General features: G+C 69.8%; 10 protein-coding genes and 1 pseudogene. 5 read left to right on the top strand and 6 right to left on the bottom strand.

The features are described from left to right. Both ACK42S_RS11195 and ACK42S_RS11200 read right to left on the bottom strand, forming a co-directional pair. Window positions 1-245 (bottom strand): annotated as a pseudogene (locus tag ACK42S_RS11195) (hypothetical protein); the annotation flags it as partial. Window positions 246-277: 32 nt separating this feature from the next. Further along, on the bottom strand, window positions 278-2389 hold the full coding sequence (locus ACK42S_RS11200) for an LPS-assembly protein LptD (protein ID WP_409707131.1): 2112 nt from the start codon (window positions 2387-2389) through the stop codon (window positions 278-280). Between the two features lie 279 nt (window positions 2390-2668). Between ACK42S_RS11200 and ACK42S_RS11205 the strand changes: the two genes are divergently transcribed. Beyond that, the gene (locus ACK42S_RS11205; protein ID WP_409707134.1) at window positions 2669-3748 is read left to right on the top strand and encodes an aminoglycoside phosphotransferase family protein; all 1080 of its coding nucleotides are present in this window, start codon (window positions 2669-2671) and stop codon (window positions 3746-3748) included. Between the two features lie 113 nt (window positions 3749-3861). Here the strand turns inward: ACK42S_RS11205 and ACK42S_RS11210 are convergent, their stop codons facing one another. Then, a complete protein-coding gene (locus ACK42S_RS11210; RefSeq protein WP_409707137.1) occupies window positions 3862-4854 on the bottom strand; it encodes a LysR family transcriptional regulator in 993 nt (330 codons plus the stop codon). 213 nt (window positions 4855-5067) lie between these two features. Here ACK42S_RS11210 and ACK42S_RS11215 point away from each other — a divergent pair, with 213 nt between their 5' ends. From ACK42S_RS11215 to ACK42S_RS11225, 3 genes are read left to right on the top strand one after another with little or no spacing between them, the layout of a single operon-like run. Beyond that, window positions 5068-5442, top strand: coding sequence for a hypothetical protein (locus ACK42S_RS11215; RefSeq protein ID WP_409707140.1), 375 nt, complete (start codon window positions 5068-5070; stop codon window positions 5440-5442). A 42-nt stretch (window positions 5443-5484) separates the two neighbouring features. Continuing rightward, window positions 5485-6207 carry a 16S rRNA (uracil(1498)-N(3))-methyltransferase gene (locus tag ACK42S_RS11220; protein ID WP_409707143.1) on the top strand — a complete coding sequence of 241 codons (723 nt, stop codon included), beginning with the start codon at window positions 5485-5487 and terminating at the stop codon, window positions 6205-6207. 59 nt (window positions 6208-6266) lie between these two features. Then, a complete protein-coding gene (locus tag ACK42S_RS11225; RefSeq protein ID WP_409707145.1) occupies window positions 6267-7436 on the top strand; it encodes an MFS transporter in 1170 nt (389 codons plus the stop codon). 9 nt (window positions 7437-7445) lie between these two features. On the opposite strand, the gene ACK42S_RS11230 is transcribed toward ACK42S_RS11225, so the two are convergent. The 3 genes from ACK42S_RS11230 to ACK42S_RS11240 all read right to left on the bottom strand — a co-directional run bounded on the left by ACK42S_RS11230 (window position 7446) and on the right by ACK42S_RS11240 (window position 10761). Further along, complete coding sequence (locus ACK42S_RS11230; RefSeq protein ID WP_409707148.1) at window positions 7446-8309, bottom strand: fumarylacetoacetate hydrolase family protein; 864 nt, start codon at window positions 8307-8309, stop codon at window positions 7446-7448. Window positions 8310-8318: 9 nt separating this feature from the next. Beyond that, a complete protein-coding gene (locus ACK42S_RS11235; RefSeq protein WP_409707151.1) occupies window positions 8319-9797 on the bottom strand; it encodes a M20/M25/M40 family metallo-hydrolase in 1479 nt (492 codons plus the stop codon). A gap of 91 nt (window positions 9798-9888) precedes the next feature. Continuing rightward, window positions 9889-10761, bottom strand: coding sequence for a lysophospholipase (locus ACK42S_RS11240; RefSeq protein WP_409707154.1), 873 nt, complete (start codon window positions 10759-10761; stop codon window positions 9889-9891). Between the two features lie 62 nt (window positions 10762-10823). Between ACK42S_RS11240 and ACK42S_RS11245 the strand changes: the two genes are divergently transcribed. Beyond that, window positions 10824-11308, top strand: a 485-nt coding sequence (locus ACK42S_RS11245) for a CoA transferase (RefSeq protein ID WP_409707157.1), incomplete at its 3' end; no start/stop codon positions are given.

Raw genomic sequence — 11308 nt, forward strand, 5'->3', positions numbered from 1 at the left:
GTTTTGGGGAGGGGTGGGGGGTGTGGTGTGGGTGGCGCTCCGCTGCGCGCCGCCTCCTGCTCGATGGCTTCGAGCCGGCGCATCACGTCGCTGTAGGTGACGAGCTCCTGGTTGACGACGGCCACGATGTAGTCGCCCCGCGGGGGGGTGCGGCCCTGGGCCCAGGCACCCGACAGCAGCGCCGCCGCAGCGGCCAGCGCGACCAGGCGGCGCCATGCGGCGAGGCCGGTGGAAAGGAAAGTCATGGACATGGAGATCCTGGAAGGTGCGCGCGGGTTCACTCGCGCAGCAGCTGATAGCCGGGGATATTGTCCCTCAAGGTCTTCAGCGGGTTGCTGCCCAGCCGGGACAGGCCCACGAACTCGAGCTGCAGCATCAACCGGGTGACGGCTTCTTGCTGGCCGGTGGATCGACGCTCGGCGACGATGCGTCCGATCCAGCAGCCCGAGTCGTATTCGAGGCCCAGCAAGGTGTCGGTCAGGCGCGACTCGGCCAGGCTGTAGTTCAGGCGGCCCACGCCGTACCAGCGCCCCGAACAGCCGGCATCGGCTTCACGCCGCGTGCCGGTGTAGATCGGCCATTGCCAGCCGATGTCGAGTTGCTCGCTGGCCCCGCGCACCAGGCTGTAGCGCGCCCCCACGGTGCGGAAAGGCCCCGGATGGAAGCGCACCGACAGGTTGGAGCGCACGGTGCGCTTGATCTCGGGGTTGTACTGCACCGATCCGCCCAGGTGCCAGTGGGGAATGATGCTGCTTTCGCCCAGCAGCAGCAGGTCGCTGGAGCGCTGGGTGAAGGGCACGCCTTCGGGGGTGATGCGCTGATCGGCAAAGAGGAAGCGCTGCGCGACACCCAGCCGCAGGGCCTCGGCACCGCTGGTGGGCTCGATGAAGCGCGAAGAGACCCCGGCGGTGGCGGCGCGGGCATCGGCCACGCGGTCCACGCCCGAGAAGGGGTTGCTGTCGAACAGCGTGGTGAAGTTCAGGTCTTTGCCGGCGCTGTCGAAGTTGGGCAGGTCTTCCTGACGACGGAACGGGGTGTTCACCAGCAACAGCCGCGGCTCCAGGGTCTGCAGGTAGTCGCGGCCAAACCAGCGGGTTTCGCGTTCCAGGCGCAGCCCGGCGTCCAGGCTCAGGCTCGGGATCAGCCTCGAAGCGCGCTCGCGCCCACCGCTTTGGCTGGGCTCGTCGAGCCGGTAGCTGGCGGCGTTGAACGACAGCCGCGGTGTGAGGAAGGCGCCCGGGGTGTCGAGCAGGGGCCAGACGAAATGGCCCAAGGCATGGGCACGCTCGCCCTCGGGGCGAGCGGCCTGGCTGCCATCGGGCAGCTCGAAGCGGTTGTACTCCAGCTCGAGGTCGAAGCTCGGGCCCAGGGCCTGCCCCCAGGAGCGACGCACGCCGAGCTGGGGCATGCGTGCATAAGGGGCGTCGATCGGCGCGTCCAGATCTTGCAGCACCTGCCAGCGCTGGACACGGGCATAAGCCTGCCATGGGCCGGAGCCGCCCCAGTCGGCCCGGGCATCGCTGGCCAGCAGGCGCGGCGTCAGGCTCGGGATGTTGCGCTCGAAATCCTTCCAGTAGTCGTCATCCGAGGCTCGGGTGTGCGTCCAGCGGTAGCGCCCCTGCAGCGGCAGGGCTCCGCGGTGCTGCAGGTGCAACAGGTGGCGGGCCTCACCGGTGCTGCGGTCCTCGGGCATCAGGTCGAACTGCAGCTCACCGGCATGGGCGGGCGTGAGGTAGCGCAGCTCGCTGCCAAGGAAGGCGCCCCGGCGCGTGGCGAGGCCCGGCGTGAGCGTCATGTCCAGTTGCGGCGCGAGGTTCCAGTAGTAGGGCACGGCCAGCTCGAAGCCGCTGCGGCTGTCGAGGTTGACTGAAGGGGGCAGCCAGCCTGATTTGCGCGCCTCGGAGACCGGAAAGCTCAGCACCGGCGCGCCCAGGATGGGCACACCGTAAAAACGCAGCACCGCGCCGGTGGCCACGCCCTCGTTGTTCTCGAAGTCGAGCTTGACCCCGCTGGCCTCGAGCACCCAGGCGTATTGGCCCGTGTCGTCGGGGGTGCAGCTTGAATAGGTGGCATCGATCGCGGCCACCTGGTTGCGGCCGAGGAAGTCCAGCCGCGCGGCCTGGCCGCCGGCGCCGGTGACCGCGAAATGGTAGGCCGGGTGCAGGAAGAAGCCCTCATAGCGCTCGACCTGGAGCTGCACCTCGGGGCCGCTGAAGACGTTGCCGTCGCGCCGGACCACGACGCTGCCGGTGGCCTTGGCCACGCCCTGGCGATGGTCGTAGGACAGCCGGTCGGCGCGGATCTCCACCGGCCCCTGCGTCAGTTCGACCTCCCCTTCGGCCACGGTGGTCTGCCCGGTGCGGCCGCCCAGCTCTCGGGCGCGGATCACGATGGGCGCTGCCGCCGGGGACGCCGCGGGGCCCGGGGGGGAGGGTGGCTGCGCCCGGGCCGCCGACAGGGCCAGCACAAGTGCCGTCAGGCAAGCGGCGCTGCCGCGCAGGCGGCCGCGGGACGGGCGGAACAGGGCGAAGTTTGGGCGGCGTGACAAGGCAGGCGGCAAGACGGGGTCGGAACGCCCGGCCGGGGGCGGTTTGTAGAATCGGCGGATTATTTCACGTCCCCACGGGCAGTCTCTGCTCAGGCCGCCCGTCCTGCCCCCCATCCGCCCATGAACGCCAGCGTGTCCTCGCCCCCCTGCGCCGAACCTGCTCCGGTGGCTTGGCCGGACCCCGCCCGTGAAGCGGCCTTCCAGGCTTGGATCGGCCGCCTGGACGGCTTCGGCCTGGTGCCGGCCAGCCTGCGGGCGGCCAGTGCGGACGCGAGTTTTCGCCGCTACCTGCGGCTGGACAGCCCGGCCGGCCCACGCATCGTGATGGACGCCCCGCCGGCGCACGAGGACTGCCGTCCCTTCGTGGCGCTGGCGCGGCTGTTGCGCGAGGCCGGCCTGAACGCCCCCGAGGTCTTGGCCTGGAATGAGGCCGACGGCTTCATGCTGTTGTCCGACCTGGGCTCGACCACCTACCTGCAGGCCTTGCAGGCGCACCCGGGCCAGGCCGACGCCCTGTACCGTGACGCGCTGACGGCGCTGGTGGCCCTGCAGCGCATCGAGGCGGCCGACCGGGTGCCCGTCTACGACCGCGCCTTGCTGTTGCGCGAAATGGAGCTCTTCCCCGAGTGGTACGTGGCCCGTCACCGGGGCCTGGCCCTGGACACGAAGGACCAGGCCGTGCTGGCCGCCAGCTTCGAGCACCTGCTCGCCAACGCGCTGGCCCAGCCGCGGGTGCTGGTGCACCGTGACTACCACTGCCGCAACCTGATGGTCTGTGGCGGGCCGGGCGACCCCGCCAACCCCGGGGTGCTCGATTTCCAGGATGCGGTGTGGGGCCCCATCACCTACGACCTCGTCTCGCTGCTGCGCGATGCCTACGTCGAATGGGACGAGGCCCGTCAGATCGACTGGGCTGTGCGCTACTGGGAAGCCGCCCGCCGCGCCGGCCTGCCGGTGAACCCCGATTTCGGCGAGTTCTGGCGCGACTTCGAATGGATGGGCCTGCAGCGCCATCTCAAAGTGCTGGGCATTTTCTGCCGCCTCTATCACCGCGACGGCAAGGACGGCTATCTGAAGGATCTGCCGCTGGTGTGGCGCCATGCCCACCGCGTGGCCAGCCGTTACCGCGAGTTCGCCGCGCTGGCGCGGTTGCTGGAGAAGGTGGCCGGGCAGGAGCGCCAAGTGGGCTACACCTTCTGACCGGCGGCCCGGCTTCGGGCGGCCGGGCGCCGGGCGGACCTGTTGGCCCCCAGGCTATCGCCCGCCCCCCGCGGGGGGCAACGGCCCGGCTTCGGGCGGCCGGGCGCCGGGCCTTAGGCCATCGCCGCGCGCAGCGCCGATTCGGTGGAGGCCGCTCCGCACCAACTGTCGGGGGTTTCGCAGCCGGCGGCTGCCAGCCAGGGGTCGCGGTCCTCGCCGCCGAAAGTCTCGACTAGGAAATCCAGGAACACCCGAGTGCGCGCCGGCAGATGCTTGCGCGTGGGGATGGCGGCATAGATCTGGGTCGTGAGCACCTGCCACTGCGGCAGCACCCGCTCCAGCGCGTGCTCGAGCAGGGCGTCTGCCACCACGAAGGACGGCAAGCCCGCGATGCCCAGGCCGGCCAGTGCGGCGGCATAGGTGGTGTCCAGGTGCGAGGTGCTCAGGGCCGTGGCCTGGGCTTCCAACACCACCGTCTCCTGGGCCTGTCCGCGCGCGTCCACGCCCCGCTGGAACGTGATGCCGCCTTGCAGGATGCTGGGCGGCGGCAGCAGGGAATCGTGCTGCTTAAGCTCCTCGGGGTGACGCGTCCTTCCACGGCGGTCCAGGTATTCCGGCGAGGCACAGGTGATGACCTCCGAGCGTGCGAGGCGACGAGCCACGAAATGGCCGTCCAGGGGCTTGCGGCCCAGCATCAGGATGCTCACATCGTGCGATTCGTGCACCGTTTCGACCGGCCCGGGCACGGTCAGCTCCAGCGTGACTTGCGGGTAACGGGCGCGAAAGCGCGGCAGGTGCTTGGCAAGCTGGTGCACGGCGAACGCCGGGGGGCACACCACCCGCAGATGGCCGCCAGGCTCGCGCACCGCGGCCTGGGCCAGAGCCTCGGCCTCGTCGATGTCGGCCAGGATCTGACGCACCCGGTCGAGATAGGCCTCGCCGGTGTCGGTGAGGCTCAGGCGGCGGGTCGTGCGCTGGATCAGCCGGGCTCCCAGGTGGGCCTCCAGGTCGGCCACGGCCCGCGTCACCACGGCCGCCGAGAGGTCCAGGGCCCGGGCCGCGGCGGCAAAGCTGCCGCACTCGACCACCTTGGCAAATACGCGCATAGAGTGCAATCGATCCATATCAAGCCACGAGTTCCTTGCAGATTCCGCAATTGTTCATTGAAGCCTAAGACGTTTTTCTGCTCAGGGTTAACACCTACAGTTCCTTCCATCGATGAACGAGATGCCTGCCACGAGGAGGCCGGTTCAGCGAGGGGCCGCTCAGGATGAGCCCGGTCGGCCCGGTTCGGAAACTCTCACCCAGGAGCTGTCACCATGAATGCCAAGACCTTGATTGCCGCCGTTGTCTCCGCCGGTTTTGCCGCCGGTGCCTTTGCCCAGGAAGCCACGATCTTCGAGATCCCCACCACCTCCGAGCTCAGTCGCGCCGAGGTGAAGGCGCAGATCCAGCAGGCTGACCGCGACGTGCTGTTCGCCGGCGAAGCCACGGTGTTCGCCGAGGCGGCGCCGACCCAGGGCCGCAGCCGCGAAGAAGTGCGCGCCGAGGCGCGCCAGGCCCTGCGCGAGGGCTGGAGCTTCGGCGGCGAAGCCACCCTGTTCCCGCAGGAGCAATTCGCCAGCGTGCGCACCCGCGAGGAAGTGCGCGCCGAAGCCATCGAGCACCTGCGCCGTCAGCGCCGCGGCGGCTGATCCATGCCGCCCCAGGCGGCGGCATTTGGCACACTGTGCCCCATGCCCCGCCTCTATGTCGATCTCGCGCTGGCTGCAGGCCAGTCTCTGACCCTCCCCCCCGGACCGTCCCGGCACGTGCAGGTCTTGCGCCTGCAACCCGGCGACGGTCTGGTGCTTTTCAACGGCCAGGGCGGCGAATGGGCCGCTACCGTCACCCGCATGGGTCGTCAGGCCGTGGACGTGCGCATCGACCGGCATTGGGACACCGCCCGCGAGCTGCCGCGCAGCGTCACGCTGGCCGTGGGCATGCCTGCCAACGAGCGCATGGACGCTCTGGTGGAAAAGGCCACCGAACTGGGCGCCGCGGCCTTCATGCCGCTGATGTGCGAGCGCTCGGTGCTGCGCCTGTCCGGAGAGCGCGCCCAAAAGAAGCAGGCCCACTGGCAGGCCGTGGCCGTGGCCGCGTCCGAGCAGTGTGGACGCACCCGCGTGCCTACCGTGGGGCCGGTGCAGGCCCTGCGCGACGCCCTGGCAACGATCGAGGCCGGCACCGTGCGCTGGGTGCTCAGCCTGCGCGACGATGCCATGCCGCTGCCGCAGGCGCTGCGTGAACTGCCGCCCGGCGCCTCCCTGGTGCTGCTCAGCGGCCCCGAAGGGGGCTTGAGCCCTGCCGAGGAGGACCTGGCACGCTCGCTCGGCCACCACCCTGTGAACCTGGGGCCGCGCGTGCTGCGCGCCGACACCGCACCGCTGGCCGTGCTGGCCGCCCTTGCCGTGGCCTGACGCGCCCGCGCGTTTGCGGCGACACTGGGGGCTGCGCCAATGCCCTGCTGCCTGACCTCATGAACCGCCACCTCGCACTCCTGACCCTGTGTCAGGGCTTCTTCATGACCAACAACGTCACCTTCATCGCCATCAACGGGCTGGTGGGGCTGGCGCTGGCGCCGGTGGCCTGGATGGCCACGCTGCCGGTGATGGGCTATGTGGTGGGCGGGGCCCTGGCCACCGGCGTGGTGGCCCGCACGCAGCGCGCATGGGGCCGCAAGCGCTCCTTCCAGGCCGGCCTTCTGGTGGCGATCGGCGCGGCCGCGCTGTGTGCCTATGCAGCGGCCACGAGCCAGTTCTGGCTGCTGGTGGCCGCCACAGTGATCGCCGGCTACTACAACGCCAATGCCGCGCTCTACCGGTTTGCCGCGGTCGAACTGGTGCCGCCGCAGTCCAAGGAGAAAGCCATCTCCTGGGTGCTGGCCGGCGGCATCCTGGGCGCAGTGATCGGCCCCAACCTGGCCCACCACACCCGCGACTGGTTCAGCGTGCCCTTCGCGGGCGCCTATGCGGCCTTGGCGGGCGTGGCCCTGCTGTCGCTCGCCGTGATGAGCTTCATCCGTTTCCCTGCGCTGCCCAAGGCCGACCCTGCCCGTCCCGGCCGGCCCCTGCGCGAGATCGCGCGCCAGCCCGTCTTCATCGTGGCGGTGATGTGCGCCGCGCTGGGTTTTGGCGTGATGAACCTGCTGATGGCCGCCACGCCGATTGCCATGCAGCACCACCACCATGAGTTCCGCCACACCGCGCTGGTGCTCGAATGGCATGTGCTGGGCATGTTCGTGCCCAGCTTCTTCACCGGCCACCTGATCAAGCGCTTTGGCGTGGTGAAGGTGCTGTGGGCCGGCGTGGCGCTCAACCTGGGTTGCATCGCGGTGGCGCTGTCGGGCGTGGACCTGATGCAGTTCCTGGTGGCGCTGCTGCTGCTGGGCGTGGGTTGGAATTTCCTTTACGTGGGAGGCACCACCCTCTTCACCGAGGCCTACCGCCCCGAGGAACGCACCACCGCCCAGGCCGCGATGGATTTCTGGGTGATGAGCACGATGGCCGTCACGTCCTTCGCTTCGGGGGCGCTGATCACCTCGCAGGGCTGGACCTGGCTCAACTGGGGCTCGCTGCTGCCCGTGGCCGTGGTGGCTGGCGGCATTTTGTGGCTGACGGTGCAGCGGCGGCGCGTGGCGGCTGCTTGATCGTCCCCGTCAGTCGCGCAGCAGCGCCGCATCCCAGGCGCGCACTCGCTGGTGCTGTTCGCCCAGGCCGGTGATGCCCAGGCGCAGCTCGTCGCCATCGCGCAGGAAGCGCGGGGGCTTGGCGCCCATGCCCACGCCAGGCGGTGTGCCGGTGCTCAGGAGATCGCCGGGGCGCAGGGTCATGAAGCGGCTGATGTAGCTCACGAGCTCAGCCACACCAAAGACCATGGTGCGGGTGTTGCCGCGCTGGCGCGGCTCGCCGTTGAGGTCGAGCCAGAGGTCCAGGGCCTGGGGATTGCCCACCTCGTCGGCGGTGACGAGCCAGGGCCCCACCGGGCCGAAGGTCTCGCAGCCCTTGCCTTTGTCCCACTGCCCGCCGCGTTCGAGCTGGTACTCGCGCTCGGACACGTCGTTGACCACGCAATAGCCGGCCACGTATCGCAGCGCTTCGTCTTGGCTCACATAACGCGCCGTGCGGCCGATCACGACGCCGAGCTCCACCTCCCAGTCGCCCTTGACCGCGCCTTGCGGCAGCACGATGGTGTCATTCGCGCCCACCACGCAGTCACTGGGCTTGAGGAAGAGGATGGGCTCCTTGGGCACGGGCATGCCGGCCTCGGCCGCGTGGTCGCTGTAGTTCAGGCCCACGCAGACGAACTTGCCCAGGCCCGACCAGGGCGGGGCGATGCGGCCGGGCGAATCGACCACCGGCAGCGCATCCGCATCGAGCTTCCGAAGGGCCGCCAAGCCCGCGGGCGTGAGGGTCTGCGCGGTGATGTCGGGGATCACGCCCGAGAGGTCGCGCACCCGGCCGTGCGCATCGACCAGGGCCGGGCGCTCCCGACCCGGCTCGCCGTATCGCATCAGCTTCATCGTGCCCCCTCAAGGCATCGCCGCGATCACACCGGCCACGGCCGCGGTGAGCTTCTTGCCATAGGGCACGTGCAGGAATTCGTTGGGCCCGTGAGCGTTGCTCTTGGGGCCCAACACGCCGCAGACCATCATCTGTGCCTTGGGGAAGCCCTGCTGCAGCAGGTTCATCAGCGGGATGGTGCCGCCCTGGCCGATGAAGCCCACCGGCGCGCCGTAGAAGGCCTGCGAGGCATTGTCGAGCGCCTGGTGCAGCCAGGGCGCGAGCGTAGGAGCGTTCCAGCCGTTGGCGGCGCCGTGGTCGCTGTGGAAGGTGACTTTAGCCTGATACGGCGGGTCGGCCTCGAGCAGGGCCTGCAGCTCCTGCGCGGCCTGGGCGGCATCGACCAGCGGCGGCAGGCGCAGCGAGAGTTTGAAGGCCGTATAGGGGCGCAGCACGTTGCCCGCATCGCCCAGGGCTGGGAAGCCTTCGGCGCCGGTCACGCTGAGCGTGGGCTTCCAGGTGCGCCGCAGCAAGGCCTCGGTGGGGTCGGTGGTGGTGGGCAGGGTGAAGGTGCCATCAGCGCCGCAGGCCCAGGGGAAGCGCTTCCAGACCTCGTCACCCAGGATCTGTGCGGTGGCTTTCGCCTGCTCGATGCGTTCGGCGGGGATCTCGCAGTGGAAGCTCTCGGGCAGCAGGCGGCCGGTGGCGCTGTCTTCCAGGCGGTCGAGCAGGCGGCGCAGGATGCGCAAACTCGAGGGCACCAGGCCGCTGGCATCGCCCGAGTGCACGCCCTCGGTGAGCACCTCCACCTTGAGCACGCCGCTGACCATGCCGCGCAGCGAGGTGGTGAGCCACAGTTGATCGTAGTTGCCGGCGCCGGAATCGAGACACACCACCAGGCTCACCTCGCCCAGGCGTGGACGCAAAGCGTCGATGTAGGCCGGCAGGTCGTAAGAGCCGCTTTCCTCGCAGGTCTCGATGATCCCGACCACGCGCGGATGCGCAATGCCCTGGCGCTGCAAGGCCAGCAAGGCTGTGATGGAGGCGTACACGGCATAGCCGTCATCGGCCCCGCCGCGGCCATAGAGCTTGCCGTCTTCGTACTTGGGCGTCCAGGGGCCGAGATCGGACCGCCAGCCGCTGAACTCGGGCTGCTTGTCGAGGTGGCCGTACATCAGCACGGTGTCGGTGCTCCCCGCCTTCGTGGCCGGCACCTCGAAGAAGATCACCGGCGTGCGCGGCCGGCCGGCGGCATCAGTCAGGCGCACCACTTCGAGCGTGAGGCCCGCCACCTTCTTGCTTTCGACCCAGGCGGCCGCGTTGCGGATCACCGTCTCGATGTGTTCGTTCTGGGCCCACTGCGGGTCGAAGGCCGGCGATTTCGCGGGGATCGCGATGTAGTCGGACAGCCGCGGGACGATTTCGCGGTCCCAGGTCTCGTTGACGAAGGCTTGCAGGCCGTCGGGGTCGGCCAGGGGATTGAGCGGCAGGCGGTCGGGGGCGTTCATGCGGGGCTCCTTGAAACGACGTCAGGAGGAATCCGCACAGTGTAGGCCGGCAACCCTGGACATGCCTATCCGGGGATGTTTCAGGTGTGAACTATCCCGGGAGCGGCCCGGAGTTGCGCGGAAAACGCTCGTCCAGCCAGCCGCGCATCGTGTCGAACACCCGCTCGCGCGCCTGCAGCGGCTCGTTCAACAGTTCGTGGAAGTAGCCCTCGAAAGGATGCGCCTGCACCAGGTCCTTCGGTGTGAGCGCTGCAAACGTCGCACTGCCGGCCGGGCGCACCAGGCGGTCGGCGGTGGCCCACATCAGCAGCGTGGGGTGTTTCCACAGCGGGGCGCGGGCGCGCACGAACTCGCCCCCGGTCAGCATGAAGTGCACCAGGCGCGGCGTGATCCTGTCGTGCACCAGCGGGTCGTTCTTGTAGGCGATCACCACGTCCGGGTCGCGCGAAATGCCGCTGACGTCCAGGCCGTTGGGCAGTTGCAGCGTGGGTGTGAGGCTGTAGCTGGCCTTGAGGGCCCCGCGCTGCAAGGTCGACAGGCCGATGTCGAGCGCCGGCGAGGACAGCATGACCGCATCGACCGGGCGCAGCTCCCCCGCCACGAAGCGCGCCACCGTGAGCCCGCCCATGCTGTGCCCGAAGAGCACCAAAGGCCCGGGGTGCTGCTCGCGCACACGGTCGATCACGGTGGCCAGGTCGGTCAGCAGGTCGTCGTCTTTCTGCAGGCTGCCGCGCGGGCCCAGCGACAGGCCGTGGCCGCGGTGGTCGTAGCCCACGGCCTGGAAGCTCCAGTCACGCAGGCGCGTGGCCACGTGTTCGTAGCGTGCGCTGTGCTCGCCCAGCCCGTGCACGATCAGCACCGTGGCGCGCACGCGGCCCTCAGGGGCCGGCCAGGTGCGCAGGCTCAGCAGCGTGCCGTCGTAGGCCGACAGCGTGGACACGGTGGCGGTGGAGGCGTTCGTCATGGTGTGCGTGAGCAGTGGACCCGGCTGGACTATGCTTGCATGGCACCCGACTGTCCAGCCCCATGAACCCGACGGACGCCCCTGACACTGTGCTGCCCTGTGCCGGGCTGCGTGTGGTCGAACTCACCCACATGGTGATGGGCCCGAGTTGCGGCCTGCTGCTCGGTGACCTGGGCGCCGACGTGATCAAGATCGAGCCGCCCGGCGGCGACCCCACGCGCCGGCTGCTGGGCTCGGGTGCGGGCTTTTTTGCGATGTTCAACCGCAACAAGCGCAGCCTTGCGGTGGACCTGAAGGACGCGCGCGGGCGCGAGGTGCTGCTGCGCCTCGTGGCCGGCGCCGACGTGTTCTGCGAGAACTTCAAGCCCGGCGCCATGGCGGCGCTGGGGCTCGACTACCCCGCGCTCTCGGCGCTGAACCCGCGGCTGGTCTACGTGTCGCACAAGGGCTTTCTGCCCGGCCCCTACGAGCACCGCACGGCGCTGGACGAGGTGGTGCAGATGATGGGGGGCCTGGCCTACATGACCGGCCCGCCGGGGCGGCCGCT

Origin of the sequence: Caldimonas sp., from assembly GCF_046289365.1 — a bacterium.
Classification (GTDB): Bacteria; Pseudomonadota; Gammaproteobacteria; order Burkholderiales; family Burkholderiaceae_C; genus Caldimonas.